This window comes from Agromyces sp. GXS1127 (assembly GCF_050565425.1).
GTDB lineage: Bacteria > Actinomycetota > Actinomycetes > Actinomycetales > Microbacteriaceae > Agromyces.
On sequence record NZ_JBOCIG010000004.1, the window covers coordinates 279,253 to 300,558 of the forward strand.

General features: G+C 71.7%; 18 protein-coding genes, 1 tRNA gene and 1 other RNA gene. 11 read left to right on the plus strand and 9 right to left on the minus strand.

Annotated features, from left to right (window positions below):
• Positions 1-38: 38 nt before the first annotated feature.
• The gene (locus tag ACQ393_RS09285) at positions 39-470 is read right to left on the minus strand and encodes an RDD family protein (RefSeq protein ID WP_430646542.1); all 432 of its coding nucleotides are present in this window, start codon (positions 468-470) and stop codon (positions 39-41) included.
• A gap of 138 nt (positions 471-608) precedes the next feature.
• Here ACQ393_RS09285 and glnA point away from each other — a divergent pair, with 138 nt between their 5' ends.
• Positions 609-2,033, plus strand: a complete 1,425-nt coding sequence (gene glnA / locus ACQ393_RS09290) for a type I glutamate--ammonia ligase (protein ID WP_430646543.1) — start codon at positions 609-611, stop codon at positions 2,031-2,033.
• Positions 2,034-2,166: 133 nt separating this feature from the next.
• Here glnA and ACQ393_RS09295 read toward each other — a convergent pair whose 3' ends face one another.
• Both ACQ393_RS09295 and ACQ393_RS09300 read right to left on the minus strand, forming a co-directional pair.
• Entirely contained in the window at positions 2,167-5,181 is a 3,015-nt protein-coding gene (locus ACQ393_RS09295) for a bifunctional [glutamine synthetase] adenylyltransferase/[glutamine synthetase]-adenylyl-L-tyrosine phosphorylase (RefSeq protein WP_430646544.1), read from the minus strand.
• 13 nt (positions 5,182-5,194) lie between these two features.
• Positions 5,195-6,532: a glutamine synthetase family protein gene (locus ACQ393_RS09300; RefSeq protein ID WP_430646545.1), complete on the minus strand. Its 1,338-nt coding sequence runs from the start codon at positions 6,530-6,532 to the stop codon at positions 5,195-5,197.
• Positions 6,533-6,619: 87 nt separating this feature from the next.
• Between ACQ393_RS09300 and panB the strand changes: the two genes are divergently transcribed.
• Positions 6,620-7,507 (plus strand): 3-methyl-2-oxobutanoate hydroxymethyltransferase, encoded by an 888-nt coding sequence (gene panB / locus ACQ393_RS09305; RefSeq protein ID WP_430646546.1) that lies wholly within the window; start codon positions 6,620-6,622, stop codon positions 7,505-7,507.
• Positions 7,508-7,532: 25 nt separating this feature from the next.
• On the opposite strand, the gene ACQ393_RS09310 is transcribed toward panB, so the two are convergent.
• Complete coding sequence (locus tag ACQ393_RS09310; protein WP_344368829.1) at positions 7,533-7,718, minus strand: SPOR domain-containing protein; 186 nt, start codon at positions 7,716-7,718, stop codon at positions 7,533-7,535.
• 11 nt (positions 7,719-7,729) lie between these two features.
• Between ACQ393_RS09310 and map the strand changes: the two genes are divergently transcribed.
• Complete coding sequence (gene map / locus ACQ393_RS09315) at positions 7,730-8,593, plus strand: type I methionyl aminopeptidase (RefSeq protein ID WP_430646547.1); 864 nt, start codon at positions 7,730-7,732, stop codon at positions 8,591-8,593.
• A 75-nt stretch (positions 8,594-8,668) separates the two neighbouring features.
• The gene (ppgK, locus tag ACQ393_RS09320; protein ID WP_430646548.1) at positions 8,669-9,424 is read left to right on the plus strand and encodes a polyphosphate--glucose phosphotransferase; all 756 of its coding nucleotides are present in this window, start codon (positions 8,669-8,671) and stop codon (positions 9,422-9,424) included.
• 21 nt (positions 9,425-9,445) lie between these two features.
• Here the strand turns inward: ppgK and rnpB are convergent.
• The 3 genes from rnpB to ACQ393_RS09335 form a co-directional block, all read right to left on the minus strand.
• Positions 9,446-9,821, minus strand: an RNA gene (gene rnpB / locus ACQ393_RS09325) — RNase P RNA component class A.
• Between the two features lie 40 nt (positions 9,822-9,861).
• A complete protein-coding gene (locus tag ACQ393_RS09330; protein ID WP_430646549.1) occupies positions 9,862-10,599 on the minus strand; it encodes a zinc ribbon domain-containing protein in 738 nt (245 codons plus the stop codon).
• 64 nt (positions 10,600-10,663) lie between these two features.
• Positions 10,664-11,485, minus strand: a complete 822-nt coding sequence (locus tag ACQ393_RS09335) for a Nif3-like dinuclear metal center hexameric protein (protein ID WP_430646550.1) — start codon at positions 11,483-11,485, stop codon at positions 10,664-10,666.
• 80 nt (positions 11,486-11,565) lie between these two features.
• Here ACQ393_RS09335 and ACQ393_RS09340 point away from each other — a divergent pair, with 80 nt between their 5' ends.
• Positions 11,566-12,783 (plus strand): aminopeptidase, encoded by a 1,218-nt coding sequence (locus ACQ393_RS09340; RefSeq protein WP_430646551.1) that lies wholly within the window; start codon positions 11,566-11,568, stop codon positions 12,781-12,783.
• 13 nt (positions 12,784-12,796) lie between these two features.
• On the opposite strand, the gene ACQ393_RS09345 is transcribed toward ACQ393_RS09340, so the two are convergent.
• Both ACQ393_RS09345 and ACQ393_RS09350 read right to left on the minus strand, forming a co-directional pair.
• A tRNA-Val gene (locus tag ACQ393_RS09345) sits at positions 12,797-12,869 on the minus strand.
• 64 nt (positions 12,870-12,933) lie between these two features.
• Complete coding sequence (locus ACQ393_RS09350) at positions 12,934-13,395, minus strand: redoxin domain-containing protein (RefSeq protein WP_430646552.1); 462 nt, start codon at positions 13,393-13,395, stop codon at positions 12,934-12,936.
• Between the two features lie 160 nt (positions 13,396-13,555).
• Between ACQ393_RS09350 and aceE the strand changes: the two genes are divergently transcribed.
• The 6 genes from aceE to ACQ393_RS09380 all read left to right on the plus strand — a co-directional run bounded on the left by aceE (position 13,556) and on the right by ACQ393_RS09380 (position 21,205).
• The gene (aceE, locus tag ACQ393_RS09355; RefSeq protein WP_430646553.1) at positions 13,556-16,282 is read left to right on the plus strand and encodes a pyruvate dehydrogenase (acetyl-transferring), homodimeric type; all 2,727 of its coding nucleotides are present in this window, start codon (positions 13,556-13,558) and stop codon (positions 16,280-16,282) included.
• 14 nt (positions 16,283-16,296) lie between these two features.
• On the plus strand, positions 16,297-17,511 hold the full coding sequence (locus tag ACQ393_RS09360; RefSeq protein ID WP_430646554.1) for a PucR family transcriptional regulator: 1,215 nt from the start codon (positions 16,297-16,299) through the stop codon (positions 17,509-17,511).
• A gap of 91 nt (positions 17,512-17,602) precedes the next feature.
• Positions 17,603-18,523 carry an ACP S-malonyltransferase gene (locus tag ACQ393_RS09365; RefSeq protein ID WP_430646555.1) on the plus strand — a complete coding sequence of 307 codons (921 nt, stop codon included), beginning with the start codon at positions 17,603-17,605 and terminating at the stop codon, positions 18,521-18,523.
• Between the two features lie 39 nt (positions 18,524-18,562).
• On the plus strand, positions 18,563-19,567 hold the full coding sequence (locus ACQ393_RS09370; protein WP_430646556.1) for a beta-ketoacyl-ACP synthase III: 1,005 nt from the start codon (positions 18,563-18,565) through the stop codon (positions 19,565-19,567).
• A gap of 68 nt (positions 19,568-19,635) precedes the next feature.
• On the plus strand, positions 19,636-19,884 hold the full coding sequence (locus ACQ393_RS09375; RefSeq protein ID WP_129234072.1) for an acyl carrier protein: 249 nt from the start codon (positions 19,636-19,638) through the stop codon (positions 19,882-19,884).
• Positions 19,885-19,969: 85 nt separating this feature from the next.
• Positions 19,970-21,205 (plus strand): beta-ketoacyl-[acyl-carrier-protein] synthase family protein, encoded by a 1,236-nt coding sequence (locus tag ACQ393_RS09380; protein WP_430646557.1) that lies wholly within the window; start codon positions 19,970-19,972, stop codon positions 21,203-21,205.
• Positions 21,206-21,306 lie beyond the last annotated feature (101 nt).

Genomic DNA, 21,306 nt, shown 5'->3' on the forward strand with positions numbered 1-21,306 from the left:
CGCCGGTCGCCCGGCACGGGGCCCCAGCCGTTCGGACGTCAGGCCCGGATCAGCACCGTGCCTGCGACCTTGTCATGGAAACCGCGCTGGTCCGAGTCCCAGACGAGCGCGGGGACGACGATCACGAGCAGCAGGGTGCGGACCACCGGTCGCCAGAGGCCGACCCATCCCCCGCGGATCGGCGCGACCCGCATGCCGAGGAGGCGGTGCCCGACGCTCCCGCCGATGGTGGGGATGAAGAGCACCTGCATGAGCGCGAAGATGCCGAGCGTCGCCCACGAGTGCTCGTTCGTGGCGTACGGACCGACGAGCAGCGCGATGACGTTGGCGATCGCCCAGTCGACGAGGAGCGCCACGATGCGCCGACCGACGCGGCCGACGGAGCCGACGCCCTCCTCGGGCAGCCCGAGCCGTTCGCCGGGATAGGTGCTGGGAGGGATGTCGCCGGTCGGGTTCACGGGGTCGGGCACCGCACGAGTCTACCGAGCGCTCGCCGTGTAACACGGTGGAAACATCGGTGTCATGGCAGGGAAACCCCGTCCGGATAGCGTCGCAACCGGTCGAACGACTGCGTCCTCGCCCTCTACCTGCCCTTGGAGCACCGTCACATGTTCAGTGATTCTTCCGAAGTCCTCAAGTTCATCAAGGAGACGGACGTCAAGTTCCTCGACATCCGTTTCACCGACCTCCCGGGTGTGCAGCAGCACTTCAACATCCCGGCCTCCACCGTCGACGAGGACTTCTTCACCGTCGGCCAGCTGTTCGACGGCTCGTCCATCCGCGGCTTCGCGTCGATCCACGAGTCCGACATGCAGCTCATCCCCGACGTCTCGACGGCCTACGTCGATCCGTTCCGCGCCGAGCGGACGCTCATCATGGTCTTCGACATCTACAACCCGCGCAACGGCGAGATCTACGGCAAGGACCCGCGCCAGGTCGCCAAGAAGGCGGAGAAGTACCTCGCCTCGACCGGCATCGCCGACACCGCGTTCTTCGCGCCCGAGGCCGAGTTCTACATCTTCGACGACGTCCGCTACGAGGTGAAGCAGAACTCGAGCTTCTTCTCGGTCGACTCGAGCGAGGGCGCCTGGAACTCCGGCCGCGAGGAGGAGGGCGGCAACCTCGCCAACAAGACCGCCTACAAGGGCGGCTACTTCCCCGTGTCGCCGGTCGACCAGCACGCCGACCTCCGCGACGACATCGTGCTGAAGCTCATCGAGGCGGGCCTCGAGGTCGAGCGCTCGCACCACGAGGTCGGCACCGCCGGCCAGGGCGAGATCAACTACAAGTTCGACACGATGGTCCACGCGGCCGACGACATCCTGAAGTTCAAGTACATCGTCAAGAACACGGCGAACGAGTGGGGCAAGACGGCGACGTTCATGCCGAAGCCGCTCTTCGGCGACAACGGCTCGGGCATGCACACCCACCAGTCGCTCTGGAACGACGGCAAGCCGCTGTTCTACGACGAGGCCGGCTACGGCGGCCTCTCCGACGTCGCGCGCTGGTACATCGGCGGCATCCTCAGGCACGCCCCGGCGATCCTCGCGTTCACGAACCCCACGGTGAACTCCTACCACCGCCTGGTCCCGGGCTTCGAGGCCCCGGTCAACCTCGTGTACTCGGCCGGCAACCGCTCGGCCGCGATCCGCATCCCGATCACGGGCACGAACCCGAAGGCCAAGCGCATCGAGTTCCGTGCGCCGGATGCCTCGGGCAACCCCTACCTCGCCTTCGCCGCGCAGCTCATGGCCGGCCTCGACGGCATCAAGAACCGCATCGAGCCGCACGAGCCGGTCGACAAGGACCTCTACGAGCTGCCGCCCGAGGAGGCCAAGGCCATCCCGCAGGTGCCGGGCTCGCTCGACGCCGTGCTCGACGCGCTCGAGGCCGACCACGACTTCCTCCTCGAGGGCGGCGTGTTCACCAAGGAGCTCATCGAGACCTGGATCGACTACAAGCGCGAGAAGGAGCTGAAGCCGCTGGCCCAGCGTCCGCACCCGTTCGAGTACGAGCTGTACTACGGCGTCTGATCTCCCTCCCCCATCCCCCAGAGAGCCGAGGGCCCGTGTCGCACGCGACACGGGCCCTCGTGTCGTTCCCGGTGACGGAACGCCGAGGCACGCGACACCTCCCGCGGGTCGAGCGGGTGCGCGTGCCGACGGGTCAGCCGACGGTGGGATCGCGCCGCGGCTCGACGCCGTAGAATCCGCGCTCGAACACGGCGCGGGCACGGCGGGTGACGGCGAGGTAGTCGTGCTCGAGGGCCGTGGCCGAGCCCGGCGGGTAGCCCATCAGCCGGGCCACGCCCTCGAGTTGGGTGCGCTCCACCGGCAGCACGTCGGTCGTGCGGTCGAGCCAGAGGGTGAGCGCCGACCGGGCGCGCGAGGCGAGCACCCACGCGGCCCGGAGTGTCTCGGCGTCGTCGCCGGCGACGAGGTGGGCATCCACCGACGCCGCGAGCGCCTCGAGCGTCGAGGGCGTCCGCAGCTCGGGCACCCGGGCGGCGTGCTCGAGCTGGATCAGCTGGACGAACCACTCGACGTCGCTCAGCGACCCGCGCCCGAGCTTGAGATGGCGCGTGGGATCGGCGCCCTGCGGCAGGCGCTCGTTCTCGACGCGCGCCTTGATCCGCTTCACCTCGCGGACCTCCCGGTCGGCGATGCCGCTCGGATACCGCACGCGGTCGGCGAGCTCGGTGAAGTCCTCGATCAGGACGCGGTCGCCCGCGACGCCACGCGCTCGGAGGAGCGCCTGCGCCTCCCAGGTGAGCGACCAGCGGGCGTAGTACGCCCGGTAGGCCTCGAGCGATCGCGCGACGACACCGTTGCGCCCTTCCGGACGGAGCCCGGCGTCGAGCTCGAACGGCAACCGCGCGTCCTCGCTCGTGCGGACGAGTTCGGACACGATCTTCAGCGCGCGCGTGTGCGCGGCATCCGGTTCCGCGGTCGTCGGCCGGTAGACGTAGAGGATGTCCGTGTCCGACCCGAGGCCGAGTTCGCGGCCTCCGAAGCGGCCCATGCCGATGACGGCGAACTCGATCCCGTCGCCGCCGCGACGGATGGCGCGGAGCAGCGACTCGAGGTGGGCCTCGACGACGTCGCTCAGGCCGTGGCCGAGTTCCTCGACGGTGCAGACGTCGAGGATCGCGGCGAGGGCCAGCCGGAGCACCTCACGCCGTCGCATGGCGCGGAGCACCTTCGCTGCGGCGTCCAGCTCGCCGTGCCGGGCGAGCACGGCGTCGCCCTCGTCGCGGAGCGCCGCGAGGGGCCTCGGCCGGAGCTCGTCGACGTCCTCGAGCCACGCGACCGCCTCGGGGATCCGCTCCAGCAGCTCGCCCGCGAAGCGGGATCCGGAGAGCACGCGCGTGAGCCGCAGCGCGGCGTCCGAGGAGTCGCGGAGCAGGCGGAGGTACCAGTGCGTGGTGCCCAGACCGTCGCTGATCCGGCGGAACGCGAGCAGCCCGTAGTCGGGGTCGGAGCCGCCGGCGAACCACGAGATCAGCACGGGCATGAGGTGCCGTTGGATGGTCGCGCGCCGCGACACGCCGGCGGTCAGCGCGGCGATGTGGGCGAGCGCTCCCCGCGGATCGGTGAAGCCGATCGCCGCCAGGCGGGCCTCGGCCTGCGCGCTCGTGAGCTCGAGGCCGTCCGCGGGCAGCGCGGCGACGGCCGAGAGCAGCGGACGGTAGAAGAGTCGCTCGTGCAGTCCGCGCACCCGGCGACGCGTGGCCTGCCAGGCCTCGGTGAGTTCGGCGCCGGTGCGGGCGAGCCCCGAGGCGCGAGCGAGCACGCGCCGCTCGGCGTCCTCGCGGGGCATCAGGTGCGTGCGTCGGAGCCGGGCGAGCTGCAGCCGGTGCTCGAGGACGCGCAGCACGCGGTAGTCGCGCGAGAACTCGGCGGCCTCCTCGCGGCCGACGTAGCCGTGCTCGGCGAGGGCCGCGAGGGCGGGCAGGGTGCCCGGCTGGTGGATCAGGTCGTCGCTCGCACCGTGCACGAGCTGCAGCAGCTGGACGGTGAACTCGATGTCGCGGAGGCCGCCCGGCCCGAGCTTCAGCTGGACGTCGACCTCGTCGGACGGGATGTGGTCGGTGACGCGCTCGCGCATGCGCTGCACGGACTCGACGAACCCCTCCCGGGACGAGCTCGACCAGACCTTCGGCGCGACGCCGGCCGCGTACCGCGCCCCGAGCCCGGCGTCGCCGGCCAGTGGTCGGGCCTTCAGCAGCGCCTGGAACTCCCAGCTCTTCGCCCACCGGTCGTAGTACTGCAGGTGCGAGTCGAGCGTGCGGACGAGCGCGCCGTCCTTGCCCTCCGGCCGGAGGTTCGGGTCCACCTCCCACAACGGGGGCTCGATGCCGGGCTCGCCGATCGCGCGCATCACGGTCATGGCGAGCTTGGTGGCGATCTCGAGCGCGCGCGACGTGCCGACCGTCGCCTCGTCGGCGGACTCCGCCACGAAGATGACGTCGACGTCGCTGACGTAGTTGAGCTCCCGGGCCCCGGCCTTGCCCATTCCGATCACCGCGAGCCGCGTGCCGTCGACCTCGGCCGCCGGGTACCGGCCGGGCGCCGCGGCCTCGCCCTCGCCGCGGGCGGCGAGGCGGCGCGCGAGGTGCAGCGCGGCCTCGATCGCCGCGCCCGCGAGATCGGCGAGGCCCGCGGCGACGGCATCGAGCGCCTCGACGGCGTCGGGGCGCGTCAGGTCCCAGATCGCGACCCTCGCCAGCAGGCGCCGGTAGCGCACGCGGAGCGCCCGGGCGCCGGCGTCGGACAGCCGCGCCGTCGGGACGTCGACCGCGGCGACGGCGTCGATGAGTTCCGCCGTGGCAACAGCCGCGGTCGGCGGCGCGACGGGTCGATCGTGCAGGAGCGCGAGCTCGTCGAGGTTCCGGAGGAAGAACTCGGCGAAGCCCCGCGAGGCGCCGAGGAGCCGTGCCGCGCGATCGAGCGACGCGGCCTCGCGCAGGATCGCGCCGACGGCATCCGGTGCCCGTTCGTGCAGCCGACGGAGCTCGGCGAGGGCCTGGTCGGGGTCCGCGGCGGCGGCGAGCGCCTCGACGAGGGCCTCCGGCTCGACGCCGCCCGCCTCGGCCAGCTCGGCGGACTGCGCCGCCGCGTGGTCGAGGTCGTCGAAGCCGGCGCGCGCGAGCGCGCCGAGGGTCGGGGCGGTGCGCGTCATCCGGTGCCGGCCGTCAGAGGATCTCGAGGTTGCGCTGCAGCTCGAACGGGGTGACCTGCGTGCGGTAGTCGCGCCATTCGGCGCGCTTGTTCGCGAGCACGTAGTTGAAGACGTGCTCGCCGAGCGTGTCGGCGACGAGCTCGGACGTCTCCATGTACTCGATCGCGTGGTCGAGGCTGGCGGGCAGCGGCCGGTAGCCGAGCGCCCGGCGCTCGCTGTCCGTCAGCGCCCACACGTCGTCCTCGGCCTCCGACGGGAGCTCGTAGCCCTCCTCGATGCCCTTGAGGCCGGCGGCGAGCAGCAGCGAGAACGCCAGGTACGGGTTCGCGGCGGAGTCGATCGCGCGGTACTCGACGCGCGCGCTCTGCCCCTTGTTCGGCTTGTAGAGCGGGACGCGCACGAGCGCGGAGCGGTTGTTGTGGCCCCAGCAGATGAAGCTCGGGGCCTCATCGCCGCCCCAGAGTCGCTTGTAGGAGTTCACGAACTGGTTCGTGACCGCCGAGATCTCGTTCGCATGGCGGAGCAGGCCCGCGATGAACTGGCGGCCGATCTTGGAGAGCTGGTACTGCGCGCCGGGCTCGTAGAACGCGTTCGCATCGCCCTCGAACAGCGAGAGGTGCGTGTGCATGCCCGAGCCGGGCTTATCGGAGAACGGCTTCGGCATGAACGTCGCGTAGACGCCCTGCTCGATCGCGACCTCCTTCACGACGGTGCGGAAGGTCATGATGTTGTCGGCAGTCGTGAGTGCGTCGGCGTAGCGGAGGTCGATCTCGTTCTGGCCGGGTCCGGCCTCGTGGTGGCTGAACTCGACGGAGATGCCGAGGTCCTCGAGCATCCGGACCGAACGACGGCGGAAGTCGTGCGCGGTGCCGCCGGGCACGTTGTCGAAGTAGCCCGCGGAGTCCACCGGCTGCGGCCCCTCGGGGCCGTACTTCGACGACTTGAGCAGGTAGAACTCGATCTCGGGGTGCGTGTAGAAGGTGAACCCGGCGTCGGCCGCGCGGGCGAGCGTGCGCTTCAGCACATTGCGCGGGTCGGCGACGGCCGGCTCGCCGTCGGGCGTCGTGATGTCGCAGAACATCCGCGCCGTGGGGTCGATGTCGCCGCGCCACGGCAGGGTCTGGAAGGTCGTCGGGTCGGGGTACGCGAGCAGGTCGGACTCGAAGGTCCGGCTGAGGCCCTCGATCGCGGAGCCGTCGAAGCCGATGCCCTCGGTGAAGGCGCCCTCGACCTCCGCCGGGGCGATCGCGACCGACTTCAGCGTCCCCACGACGTCGGTGAACCAGAGCCTGACGAACTTGACTCCTCGTTCCTCGATGGTCCGGAGAACGAAGTCGCGCTGCTTGTCCATGCACACCCTTCCTCGATGCTCTCAGCGTAGTCGGTCGGTCTCCCCCGTCCCGTCCGGATGACGCCCCTGCTATGCAAGACTGGCGCCATGTCCGACCACGCATCCGACGGCGCAGCGATCCCCTCAGAGGCCCCCGTGGCCGAGAACCCCTACGGCGGTGCCTCGAGGACCCCGAGCGGTCCGAAGCGCGTGCGGACCCGGCACTTCCAGACGGCCAAGCGCGACGGCATCAAGATCACCGGACTCACGAGCTACGACCAGCTCACCGCGCGGATCTTCGACGAGGCCGGCATCGACTTCCTCCTCGTCGGCGACTCGGCCGGCAACAACGTCCTCGGCTACGAGACCACGCTCCCCGTCACGGTCGACGAGCTCATCCCGCTCACGCGCGCCGTGGCGGGCGCGGTGGAGCGTGCGTTCGTCATCGCCGACATGCCGTTCGGATCGTACGAGAACGGCCCCGACGAGGCGCTGCACACCGCCATCCGGTTCATGAAGGAGGCCGGCGCCCACGCGGTCAAGCTCGAGGGCGGCGAGCGCAGCCAGAAGCAGATCCGCCGCATCGTCGGCGCCGGCATCCCGGTCATGGCTCATATCGGCTACACGCCCCAGAGCGAGCACGGGCTCGGCGGGCACATCATCCAGGGCCGCGGCGAGGGTGTGAAGCAGCTGCTCGCCGACGCGCAGGCCATCCAGGACGCCGGGGCGTTCGCCGTGGTGCTCGAGATGGTGCCGGCCGACGCCGCGCGCCAGGTCACCGAGCTGCTGCACATCCCGACGATCTCCGTCGGCGGGGGCCCGCACTGCGACGGCCAGCTGCTCGTCTGGACCGACTGGGCGGGCCTGACCACGGGACGCATCCCTCGCTTCGTGAAGCAGTACGCGAACCTGGCGGGCGTCCTCGGCGACGCGGCCCGCGAATGGGCGGCGGATGTCGCGTCCGGCGCCTACCCGACGGAGGAGCACTCGTACTGACGGGGGCGGCGCGCGGCGCCGGGGTTCACTCCTCGGCGGCGTCCTCCTCGGCCCACTTCGCGCTGTTCGCACGCAGGATCTCGAGGGCCTGCTCGGCCTCGGCGCGCGTCTCGAACGGACCGACCCGCTCGACCGCCGGCGAGACGAGCCCCTCCTCGACCTCGCCGGTGTTCAGGTTGTACCAGAACTGATGCTCGACGTCCCTCGACATAGGCTGATCCTATGCCCAAGGACTCCGCCGGCCACCTGATCCCCGGCCGCCTGTCACCCCTGCGCGCCGTGCCGGCGTCCGTCGCCCGCCCGGAGTATGTGGGCCGCCCGGCGCCTTCCCCGAACACGGGCGGCGATCGCTACTCCCCCGACGAGGTCGAGCGCATCCGCGCCGCGGGGCGCGTGGCCGCCGGTGCGATCGAGGCCGCCGCCGAGGCGATCCGTCCCGGCGTCACGACCGACGAACTCGACCGCATCGCGCACGAGTACGTCGTCGCGCACGGCGCCTACCCCTCGACGCTCGGCTACCGCGGCTTCCCCAAGTCGTCGTGCACGTCGGTGAACGAGGTCGTCTGCCACGGCATCCCCGACGACACCGTGCTCGCCGACGGCGACCTCGTGAACCTCGACGTGACCGCCTATCTCGACGGCATGCACGGCGACCTCAACGCGACCTTCCCGGTCGGCGAGCCCGACGAGGCGGCGCGGTTGCTCGTCGAGCGCACGCGCGAGGCGCTGGCCCGAGGCATCCGTGCGGTCGCCCCCGGCCGTCAGGTGAACGTGATCGGACGCGCGATCGAGTCGTACGCGAAGCGGTTCGGCTACGGCGTCGTGCGCGACTACACCGGTCACGGCGTGGGCCGTGCGTTCCACACGGGGCTCGTCATCCCGCACTTCGACGACCCGGCCGCGACGACCGTGATCGAACCCGGGATGGTCTTCACGATCGAGCCCATGCTGACCCTCGGCACCACCGAGTGGGACCTCTGGGACGACGACTGGACGGTCGTCACCCGCGATCGATCGCTCACGGCCCAGTTCGAGCACACCCTCGTCGTCACCGAGCGCGGCGCGGAGATCCTCACGCTGCCGTAGTCGCAGCGCCTCGTCCGGGCCCCACGACGACGCCCGGCGACGGTCGGTCGCCCGCCGGACGGTATCGTGGCGCCTATGGCGACTGGACGGGCGATCGGCATCGACATCGGCGGCACCGGGATCAAGGGCGCGGTGGTCGACCTCGGCACCGGGGAACTCGTCACCGAGCGGATCAAGGTCAAGACCCCTCCCGGCGGCCGCCCCGCCGATATCCTGCGGGCGACCGGCGAACTGCTCGCGGAGGTCGCAGCTCGCGGCCACACCGGCCTCCCCCTCGGCGTGTGCTTCCCGGCGATCGTCAAGCACGGCCGCACGCTCTCCGCGGCGAACGTCTCCGACGAGTGGATCGACCTGGAGGCGGAGCGGCTGTTCGAGACGGAGCTGCGGAGCGAGATCCACTTCATCAACGACGCGGATGCCGCCGGCTACGCCGAGGCCCGGTTCGGCGCCGCGAAGGGCGAGGACGGCCTCGTGATCCTCACCACGCTCGGCACCGGGATCGGCTCGGCGCTGATCTTCGACGGCGTGGTCGTGCCGAACAGCGAGCTCGGGCATCTCGAGGTCGACGGCCACGACGCCGAGTCCCGCGCGGCGTACTCGGCGATGGAGCGCGAGGACCTCTCCTGGGACCAGTGGACGGAGCGCCTGCAGCGCTACTACTCCCACGTCGAGTTCCTCTTCTCGCCCGACCTGTTCGTCGTCGGCGGCGGCGTGTCGAAGCACCACGAGCGGTTCCTGCCGCTGCTCGACCTGACGACCCCCATCGTGCCCGCCGTGCACCGCAACAACGCGGGCATCCTCGGCGCGGCGGCGCTCGCCGCGAGGTTCTGAGCGCGCCCGTCGGGCGAGATGCGAGCGGGCCGGCTGATACGCCGGGTTCTGTTCACCGGGCGCTTGCGCGACACCGGCTGGACGGCCATCTCTCTCGGAGTCGCGTTGCCGCGACCCTCCAGCGGTCCACCCGGGAACGGGACGGGCCGCCCCATCGTTCCCTGTCTGACCTTGCTCCGGACGAGGTTTACCGAGCCGACCGCGTCACCGCGGCCGCTGGTGGGCTCTTACCCCACCGTTTCACCCTTACCGCCCGCTCGCGCGGGAGGCGGTCTGCTTTCTGTGGCACTGTCTCGCGGGTCACCCCGGGTGGGCGTTACCCACCGTCCTGCCCTGCGGAGCCCGGACGTTCCTCGGCGCCCGATCGCTCGGGCGACGCGACCGTCTTGCCGACCCGCTCGCCCCTCAAGGCTACCGCGTGCGACGCGCGGAACGGCTCAGAGGCCGGACTCGGCCGTGCGGACCAGGATCCGGTCGCACTCGGGGCACTGCACGACCTCGTCGTCGGCCGCACGGCGCACCGCCTCGAGGTCGGACCCCGTCAGCGTGATCGTGCAGCCGCCGCAGGTGCGCTGGCGCAGGAGCGCCGCGCCGATGCCGCCGCCGCGGACCCGGCGGTCCTCGTAGAACCGCAGGAGGTCATCCGGCACCGTGCCCGCGATGGTCGCGCGGTCGCGCTCGGCCTGCTCGCGCTCGGTCCCCAGGCCGCCGGCCGCCTCGTCGCGAGCCGCCTCGAGCGCCGCCACCGACTCGGCGAGCTCCGCGCGCTCACGGTCGATCCCGGCGACGCGACCCTCGGCCGCCTCGACCTTCTCCATCACGACGAGCTCGGCGTCCTCGAGGTCGCTGAGGCGCTTGCGCAACGACACGAGCTCGGCCTCGAGCGCCTGCACGTCCTTCATCGACGAGGTGTGCGTCAGCCGATCGGCATCGCGGGCGATGCGCTTCTCGACCACCTCCACGTCCGACTCGATCCGGCCGAGCTCGGCGCGCGCGTCCTCGAGCGCGCCGATCGCCTCCGCCCGACGACCGCGGACGGCCGTGTCGCGCTCGCCGAGGGCGGCGAGCTCGGCGGTCTGCGGCAGCGAACGGAGCCGGTGCGCGAGCTGCTGCAACCGAGTGTCGATGGCCTGGAGGCGGAGCAGCTGCTCCTGGTCGGCGGGGCTGGCCTTCACGTGGTGCTCCTCGTCGGGATCTGGTCGGTCGTGGGCAGGGTCGGGGAGATCGTCGCGGGACCGGTCACTGGACGACCTGGAAGTCCCACGGATCGGTTCGGAGGTCGCTGACCACGACCTCGAGAGCGGGGTGCGCGTCGCGCAGCTCGCGAGCCGCGGCATCCAGCCACAGCCATTCGCTCGCCCAGTGCGACACGTCGAGCAGCCCGGGACCGCCGCCGAGCATCGCCTGCTCGCGCGCCTCCGACGCCGGGTGGTGCCGGAGGTCCGCGGTGACGTACGCGTCCGCCGAACGGACCGCCTCGTGGGCCAGCAGCGAATCGCCGGCGCCGCCGCACACCGCGACGACCTCCACCGCGTCCTCGAACCCGCCAGCGGCACGCACGCCGGTCGCGGTCGGCGGCAGGAGCTCGGCCAGCCGGCGCGCGAGCCGTCCGAGCGTGGTCGGCTCGGCGAGTCGCCCGACGCGGCCGAGCCCGCGCGCGGCATCCGTCGCATCCGGCACGATCGGGACCGCGTCGACCAGGCCGAGCCGCTCGGCGAGCACCGCTGAGGTGCCGGACTCGACGACGTCGGCGTTCGTGTGCGCCCCCACGAGGGCGCAGTCGGCACGGATGAGCCGCGCGAGCAGGGCGCCCTTGTAGCGGTCCTCGGCGATCGACGTGACGCCGCGGAGCAGGAGGGGGTGATGCGCGATCATCAGGTCTGAGCCCGACGTCACGGCCTCGTCGACCGTCGCCGCGACCGCATCGACCGCGAGGAGGACGCGCGACACCTCGCGGGACGGGTCGCCGGTCACAAGGCCCGGCGCATCCCACGGCTCCGCGCCGGCGACGGGCCACAGGCGCTCCACGGTCGAGAGGACGTCGGCGAGGGTGGCTGGCACGCGCCCCAGCCTACGCCGAACCGGCGCGCACGCCCGGACCGCGGTTGCCGCGCCGGCGGGCCCTCAGTAGCATCCGCCGCATGGCCGACCTGACGACCACGGACCTGCTTGCACGCTACTCGGACGTCGTCGTCCGGGGCGGGCTCAACCTCAGGCCGGGGCAGACGCTGGTCCTCCGGGCCCTCGTCGAGCACGCCGCGCTCGTGCGCGCCATCGTCGATGCCGCCTACGACGCCGGTGCGGGCTTCGTCGACGTCGAGTACCAGGACGACCACGTCCGCCGCTCGGGCATCGTGCACGGTGCCGGGCCGGCGCTCGCCGCGGGGACGTCCCGCGACCGCGCCGCGGCCGAGCGCCTCGAGCAGCCCGGCGTCGCGTTCCTCCGCATCACCGGCAACCCCGACCCGCACCTGATGGACGACGTCGACGCGGCCGCCGTGGTCGGGGCGCTCCCCGTCGAGCTCGCCGCGCGCGAGCGCGCCGCCCTCATGGCCGGCGGCCTGCAGTGGTGCATCGTCGCCGCACCGAACGCGGGGTGGGCGCGGGCCGTGTTCGGGGAACCCGACGTCGACCGGCTCTGGCGGGCGGTAGGCACCGCGGTCGGGCTCGACTCCGACGATCCGGTCGCCGAGTGGCTGGCGCACACCGCACGGCTGCGCCGCCGTGCGGCCGCGGTGGACGCGCTCGACCTCGCCGCCGTCAGGTACTCGGGCCCGGGCACCGACCTCGAGATCGGGCTCATGCCGTCATGGCGGTGGATGGCCGCCACCATGCAGACGACGGACGGCGTGGAGTTCAGCCCCAACGTCCCCACCGAGGAGGTGTTCACCTCCCCGGATCCGGCACGCGCCGAGGGCACGATCGCGACGACCCGTCCGTTCCTGCTGCTGCCGAGCGGCGTGCTGGTCGAGGGGCTGGCGCTCACCTTCGAGGGCGGTCGGATCGTCGACGCCGCCGCCGACCGCGGCCTCGACGCCGTGCTCGCGCAACTCGACTCGGATCCGAACGCGCGACGGCTCGGCGAGGTCGCGCTCGTCGACGGCGGTTCCCGGGTCCGTCGCGCGGGGGTGCTGTTCCACGACATGCTCTACGACGAGAACGCGGGCTCGCACATCGCCTGGGGCCAGGGCTTCCCGATGGTCGTGCCCGACGGCGACGAGACGGGCGGGGTGAACCGCGTGGCCGCGGTTCACACGGACGTGGTGGTCGGCGGCCCGGGGGTCTCGATCGCCGGCGTGACGGCCGATGGCCGAGTGGTCCCGCTGATCACGGACGACGTCTGGGTGCTGCCGGTCTGAGCGGCGGAACGGGTGGGCCCTGCCGGGCTCGAACCGACGACATCCACGGTGTAAGCGTGGCGCTCTACCAACTGAGCTAAAGGCCCTCGCCGCGTGCGGCGGCACTTCGATCGTAGCGTCGCGCGGATGCGGCATCCGCTCGCCCTCGGTTCACGCGAGCGTCTCGAGGGCCTCGCGGTACGCCTCGAGGGGGCGTGCCTCGCCCGGCGCCGCCTCGAACGACGCGCGGATGACGCCGTCCGCGCCGATCACGAAGGAAGCACGCCGTGCGAACCCCGCGCGCTCGTCGAACGCGCCGTAGGCGCGCGCCACCGCGCCGTGGGGCCAGAAGTCGGACAGCATGCCGAGGCCGACGCCCTCGTCCTCGGCCCAGGCCTGCAGCGCGTGCTTCGAATCGATCGAGACGACGAAGAGCTCGGCGCCGGCGTCCCGGAAGACGGGCGCCGCGGCATCCAGCTCGCCGATCTCCCGTGTGCACACGCGCGAGAAGGCGAACGGCACGAACGCCAGCACCACGGGTCGGACCCCTCGCCGGTCCGCGAGGCGCTGCGGAGCACCGTGCCGGTCCGGCAGCTCGAACTCGGGCGCGATCGCGCCGGGACCGAGGATCACGGGGCTCCTCACGGTCGGGGTCTGGACGCGCGCCAGCCTAGCCCGCCATGCGTCGCCGTAGAATCACTAGGATGGCGTGGTGCCCCCCGACCGTGACCCGGTCTTCGTCGTGCGCAACGCACGGACCAGAGGCACGATCTGCTGAAGAGAGAGGTCGAGTGTGACTGTCAACGACCAGGACCCGTACTCGGTCGAGGCGATGGACTCCGATCCGGAGGAGACCAACGAGTGGGCGGAGTCGCTCGACTCCCTCGTCGCCGAGAAGGGCCACCAGCGCGGGCGCGAGATCATGCTCAGCCTGCTCAAGCGCTCGAAGGAGCTCCACCTCGGCGTCCCGATGGTGCCGACGACGGACTACCTGAACACGATCGCCCCCGAGAACGAGCCCGAGTTCCCCGGCGATGAGGACATCGAGCGCCGCTATCGTGCGTGGATCCGCTGGAACGCGGCGATGCTCGTGCATCGCGCTCAGCGCCCCGGCATCGCCGTCGGCGGTCACATCTCCACCTACGCGTCGTCGGCCGCGCTCTACGAGGTGGGCTTCAACCACTTCTTCCGCGGCCAGGACCACCCGGGCGGCGGCGACCAGATCTTCATCCAGGGCCACGCCTCCCCCGGCACCTACGCCCGCGCGTTCCTCGAGGGCCGGCTCTCGACCGACCAGCTCGACGGGTTCCGCCAGGAGAAGTCGCACGCGCCGAACGGCCTCTCGTCGTATCCGCACCCGCGCCTCATGCCGGAGTTCTGGCAGTTCCCGACGGTGTCGATGGGCCTCGGCCCGATCAACGCGATCTACCAGGCCCAGGCGAACAAGTACCTCACCAACCGCGGCATCAAGGACGCCTCCGACCAGCACGTCTGGGCCTTCCTCGGCGACGGCGAGATGGACGAGGTCGAGAGCCGCGGACAGCTCCAGGTCGCGGCCAACGAGGGGCTCGACAACCTCACGTTCGTCATCAACGCGAACCTGCAGCGCCTCGACGGCCCGGTCCGCGGCAACGGCAAGATCATCCAGGAGCTCGAGAGCTTCTTCCGCGGCGCGGGCTGGAACGTCATCAAGGTCGTCTGGGGCCGCGAGTGGGACGACCTCCTCGCGCGCGACCACGACGGCGCGCTGCGCAACCTCATGAACGTCACGCCCGACGGCGACTACCAGACCTACAAGGCCGAGTCCGGCGCGTACGTGCGAGAGAACTTCTTCGGTCGCGACCCTCGCGCGCTCGAGCTGGTGAAGGACCTCAGCGACGACCAGGTGTGGGGCCTCAAGCGCGGCGGTCACGACTACCGCAAGGTGTACGCGGCCTTCAAGGCCGCGGTCGAGCACAAGGGCCAGCCGACCGTCATCATCGCGAAGACCATCAAGGGCTACGGCCTCGGTCCCGCCTTCGAGGGCCGCAACGCGACCCACCAGATGAAGAAGATGACGCTCGACAACCTGAAGACCTTCAGGGACACCATGCGCATCCCGATCTCCGATGCGCAGCTCGAGGAGAACCCGTACCTCCCGCCGTACTACCACCCCGGGAACGACGACGAGGCGATCCAGTACCTGCACGAGCGCCGCCGCGAGCTCGGCGGCTACCTGCCCGAGCGCCGGGCCGCCCACACGGCGATCTCGCTCCCCGACGACTCGGCGTACGCGATCGCGAAGAAGGGCTCCGGCACGCAGGAGGTCGCCACCACGATGGCGTTCGTCCGGCTGCTGAAGGACCTCATGCGCTCGAAGGACTTCGGCCACCGCATCGTGCCGATCATCCCCGACGAGGCCCGTACGTTCGGCATGGACGCGTTCTTCCCGAACGCCAAGATCTACAACCCGATGGGCCAGCACTACACGTCCGTCGACCGTGAGCTGCTCCTCGCCTACAAGGAGAGCCCGCAGGGCCAGATCATCCACGTCGGCATCAACGAGGCCGGCGCGCTGGCCGCGTTCACCGCCGTCGGCACGTCGTACTCGACGCAGGGCGAGCCGCTCATCCCGATCTACGTCTTCTACTCGATGTTCGGGTTCCAGCGCACGGGCGACGCGATGTGGGCGGCCGGCGACCAGATGGCGCGCGGCTTCATCATCGGCGCGACCGCCGGGCGCACCACGCTCACCGGCGAGGGCCTCCAGCACGCCGACGGGCACTCGCCCCTGCTCGCGTCGACGAACCCGGCCGTCGTGTCCTACGACCCGGCGTACGGCTACGAGACCGGCCACATCGTGCGGTCGGGCCTGCAGCGCATGTACGGCGGCGACCACGAGGACCCGAACGTCATGTACTACTTGACGGTCTACAACGAGCCGCTCGTCCAGCCGGCCGAGCCGGACGGCGTCGACGTCGAGGGCATCGTCAAGGGCATCCACCGCGTCGCCGAGGGATCGGGCGACGGGCCGAAGGCCCAGCTGCTCGCCTCGGGCGTCGCGGTGCCGTGGATCCTCGAGGCGCAGCACCTGCTCGCGCAGGACTGGGGCGTGTCGGCCGACGTCTGGTCGGTGACCAGCTGGTCGGAGCTCGCGCGCGACGGCCTGGCCGCCGAGGAGCACAACTTCCTGCACCCCGAGGCCGACCGCCACGTGCCGTACCTCACGCAGAAGCTCGCCGGGGCGCGCGGCCCGTTCGTCGCCGTGTCCGACTACATGCACGCGGTGCAGGAGCAGGTCCGCCCGTACGTCCCCGGTCAGTACGCGACGCTCGGGGCCGACGGCTTCGGCTTCTCGGACACCCGCCCGGCGGCACGTCGCTTCTTCAAGATCGACGGTCCCTCGGTCGTGGTCCGGACGCTGCAGATGCTCGCCGAGCGCGGTGAGGTCGACCGGTCGCTGCCGACCCAGGCGATCGAGCGCTACCGGCTCCACGACGTCAACGCGGGCACGACCGGCAACGCCGGCGGCGAGAGCTAGCAGGCGTCGAGACGGTGGCAGCGAAGCCCAGGACCAAGGCGGAGACCCTCGCGTGGTTGCGAACCATCTCGGGTGAGCTCTCGACTCAGACGCTGAAGCGCCTGGAGGACACGCTGCCCTGGTACGGCGAGATGCCGCCGAGCCGCCGGTCGGCGGTGGGCCTCGTGGCCCAGGCGGGCATCTCGTCGTTCATCGCCTGGTTCGACGACCCGAAGTCGACACCGTGGATCGCGGCGGACGTCTTCGGCGCGGCGCCGCGCGAACTCCTGCGCTCGGTGAGCCTGCAGCAGACGCTGCAGCTGATCCGCGTGACCGTCGAGGTCGTCGAGGAGCGCGTGAAGGACGGCGGGGAGCCGCTGCGGGAGGCGATCCTGCTCTACTCGCGCGAGATCGCCTTCGCCGCCGCCGACGTGTACGCCCGCGCCGCCGAGGCGCGCGGCCTCTGGGACGCGCGGCTCGAGGCGCTCGTCGTCGACTCGATCCTCTCGGGCGAGTACGACGACGAGCTCCCGAGCCGCATCGCGGCGCTCGGCTGGCACGGTCACGGCGAGGTCGCGGTGCTCGTGGGCACGGCCCCGAAGCTCTTCGACGTCGACCAGGTGCGCCGGGCCGCCCGGCACATGCACGCGGACGTCCTCATCGGCGTCCAGGGCAATCGCCTCGTCGTGGTCATCGGGCGCGCCGAGCCGCGCGGCGGCGAGTCGGAGGATGCGGTCGGCACCGCGCCCGCGCTGTCGTTCATGGAGATCGCGACCCAGCTCGAGGCGAACTTCGGGCCGGGCCACCTCGTGCTCGGGCACGAGGTGCCGAACCTCGTCGATGCGTCGAAGAGCGCGAAGGCGGCGCTCGCGGGCTTCGCCGTCGCCCGCTCGTGGCGGCACGCGCCGCGGCCGGTGCACGCCGACGACCTGCTGCCCGAGCGTGCGCTCGCCGGCGACCCGCTCGCCCGGGCGACCCTCGTCCACCGCATCTACCGCCCGTTGCAGGCGCACTCGACCGAGTTGCTCACGACGCTCTGGAGCTACCTCGACAACGGCCGGTCGCTCGAGGCGACGGCCCGCGAGCTGTTCGTGCACCCGAACACGGTGCGCTATCGCCTGAAGCGCGTCTCCGACGTGATCGGCTGGGATGCCACCGGCGCTCGCGAGGCCCTGATCCTGCAGTCCGCGCTCATCATCGGTTCCATGAGCGACCACGAGTCGACCCCGCGTCGTCGACCGTCGAGCTGATCGACGGTATGTGCCGCCGAGACAAGGGTCCGACGAATACCTTGTGGCGAGTGCACACACATCGCCCGGCCGTGATTGGCAGACTGAGACGGTGATCGTCGTCGTCTGCCCTGGTCAGGGCTCCCAGACCCCCGGTTTCCTCGCTCCCTGGCTCGCCGAGCCCGCCTTCGCCGAGCGCCTCGCCGGCCTCTCCGAGGCGGCGGGCGTCGACCTCGCGCTGCACGGGACCGAGAGCGACGCCGACACGATCCGCGACACCGCGATCGCCCAGCCGCTCATCGTCGCGGCCGGCATCCTCGCCTTCGACGCCCTGACGGCCGACGGCCGTGGCGCCCGGGTGGGCGGGGTGGCGGGCCACTCCGTTGGCGAGATCACCGCGGCGGCCGCCACGGGCGTCCTGGGCGACGCCGACGCGATGCGCTTCGTCGGTGAGCGCGGTCGCGCGATGGCGGATGCCGCGGCGCTCGTCGCGACGGGCATGAGCGCCGTCATCGGCGCCGACGAGGCCGAGCTGCTCTCGCGCCTCGACGAGCTCGGACTGGAGCCCGCGAACTTCAACGGGGGCGGCCAGATCGTCGTCGCGGGCGCCCTCGACGCGCTCGAGCAACTGAAGGCCGAGCCGCCCGCAGGGGCCCGCGTCATCCCGCTGCAGGTCGCCGGCGCCTTCCACACCCGGTACATGCAGCCGGCCCGCGACCGCCTCGCCGGCGTCGCCGCCGCATTCTCGCCGGCCGACCCCGCGCTCACGCTGTGGACGAACCGCGACGGCGCAGCCGTGGCATCCGGAACCGAGTTCGTCGACCTGCTCGTCGGCCAGGTCGCCTCGCCCGTCCGCTGGGACGCGTGCATGGCGTCCTTCGCCGACGCCGGCGTCACGGGGATCATCGAGCTCGCGCCGGCCGGCGCCCTCGTCGGCCTCGCCAAGCGCGCGCTGAAGGGCGTGCCGACGGTCGCCGTGAAGACCCCCGCCGACCTGCCGGCCGCGATCGACCTCCTCGCGCAGACCGCCTGACCCCCGCCCACGACACGAGAGCACGACACGAGAGAACGCATGACGCATCCCACGCTCAGCCAGTCGACCGGACCCGCCTACACCCGCCTCTACTCGGTGGGCGCCGCGCGGGGTGAGAACGCCGTGCCGAACGACGACCTCGTCGGACCGATCGACTCCTCCGACGAGTGGATCCGCCAGCGGACGGGGATCGTCACGCGCGTCCGGGCCGGCGCCGACGTGCTCGCGGTCGACCTGGCGACGGATGCCGCGCGCGAGGCGATCGAGCGCTCCGGCCTGCCCGCCGACCGGATCGACCTCGTGATCGTCGCGACCATCTCGAACGTGCAGCAGACGCCGTCGATCGCGGCGGTCGTCGCCGACCGGGTCGGCGCGAACCCGGCGGCCGCGTACGACATGAACGCCGCGTGCGCCGGCTACGCCTACGCGGTCGCGCAGGCCGACGCCCTCATCCGAGCGGGCGCCGCCCACTACGCGCTCGTGATCGGCGCCGAGAAGCTCTCCGACGTCGTCGACCCGACCGACCGCACGATCTCGTTCCTCCTCGGCGACGGCGCGGGCGCCGTCGTCGTCGGTCCGAGCGACGAGCCGGCGATCGCTCCCACCGTCTGGGGTTCCGACGGCTCGAAGGCGGGCGCCGTCGGCATGAACCACACGCTCGTCGAGTTCCGCGACGGTGCCGCCGAGTGGCCGACGCTCCGCCAGGAGGGCCAGACGGTCTTCCGCTGGGCCGTGTGGGACATGGCGAAGGTCGCCAAGCAGGCGCTGGACGCCGCGGGCGTCACGGCCGACGACCTCGCCGCCTTCATCCCGCACCAGGCGAACATGCGCATCATCGACGAGTTCGCCAAGCAGCTGAAGCTCCCCGACTCGGTCGTGATCGGGCGCGACATCGCGACGACCGGCAACACGTCGGCCGCGTCGATACCGCTCGCGATGCACCGCCTGCTCGAGGAGCACCCCGAGCTCTCCGGAGGCCTCGCCCTCCAGATCGGCTTCGGCGCCGGACTCGTGTTCGGAGCCCAAGTGGTGGTTCTGCCCTGAGCCGCCGACCCCCGTCCATCTAGACTGTGTCTCGGTCATACGAGACACCCCCTGCAAGGAGAAGAACCATGGCATCGACCCGCGAAGAAGTGCTTGCCGGCCTGGCCGAGCTCATCAACGACGAGACCGGCATCGCCACCGACACGGTCGAGGCGGACAAGTCGTTCACCGACGACCTCGACATCGACTCCATCTCGATGATGACGATCGTCGTCAACGCCGAGGAGAAGTTCGACGTCAAGATCCCCGACGAAGAGGTCAAGAACCTCAAGACCGTCGGCGACGCCGTCGACTTCATCGTCAACGCGCAGGCCTAGTGACGTGCGGACGGGCCGGCGTCCGCCGGCCCGTCCGTTCCGTTCTACCCTGGCGTTCCCATCGCCCCAATCGGAGTGACTTCGTATGACCAAGAAGATCGTGATCACGGGCATCGGTGCGACCACGCCGATCGGCGGCACCGCCCGTGACAGTTGGAAGGCCCTGCTCGCCGGCGAGTCCGGTGCGCGTACGCTCGAGCAGGAGTGGGTCGGGCAGTACGACCTGCCCGTGACCTTCGCGGCGTCGGCGAAGGTGAAGCCGGCCGACGTGCTCGAGCGCCACGAGATCAAGCGGCTCGACCCGTCCAGCCAGTTCGCCCTCATCGCCGGGCGCGAGGCCTGGGCCGACGCCGGCGCGCCCGAGGTCGCCCCCGAACGGCTCGCCATCGACTGGGCGACCGGCATCGGCGGCGTCTGGACGCTGCTCGACGCATGGGACACCCTGCGCGAGCGCGGCCCGCGCCGCGTGCTGCCCATGACCGTGCCCATGCTCATGCCGAACGGCCCCGGCGCCGCGGTCGGCATGGACCTGCACGCCCGCGCGGGCATCCGCACCGTCGTGTCGGCCTGTGCCTCGAGCACCGAGTCGCTCGTCAACGCATGGGAGCACCTGCAGGACGGCGTCGCCGACGTCGTCATCGCCGGCGGCTCCGAGGCGGCGATCCACCCCGTCACCATCGCGTCGTTCTCGTCGATGCAGGCGCTCTCGCGCCGGAACGACGACCCGGCGGTCGCGTCGCGACCCTACGACGTGGGCCGCGACGGCTTCGTCATGGGCGAGGGTGCGGCCGCGCTCGTACTCGAGACCGAGGAACACGCGAAGGCGCGCGGCGCACGCATCTACGCCGAACTGCTCGGCGGAGCGATCACGAGCGACGCGTACCACATCACCGCACCCGATCCCGAGGGGTCGGCGGCAGCGCGCGCGATGAAGGCCGCGATCGAGGGCGCCGGCGCGAGCCTCTCCGACGTGCGGCACGTCAACGCGCACGCGACGAGCACGCCAGTCGGCGACATCGCCGAGTACAACGCGCTCCGTCGCGTGTTCGGCGACGCGCTCGACGGCATCGCCGTGACCGCGACGAAGGCATCGACCGGGCACCTCCTCGGCGGTGCGGGCGCGATCGAGTCGATCTTCACGGTGCTCGCGCTCCACGAGCGCACCGCTCCCCCGACGATCAACCTCGACGAGCAGGACCCCGAGATCGCGCTCGACGTGGTGACCTCGCCGCGTCCGCTCGGCGAGGGCGACCTCATCGCGATCAGCAACTCGTTCGGGTTCGGCGGGCACAACGCGGTCGCCGCGTTCCGCGCCGTCTGAGGAGTCGTCTCGCCGACCGTCCGGCGACGAGCGGATGCCGCGGCATCCGTCGCACGCATCGGGCCCCGCACGCCTCTCGGCGTCGGGGCCCGATCCGGTTC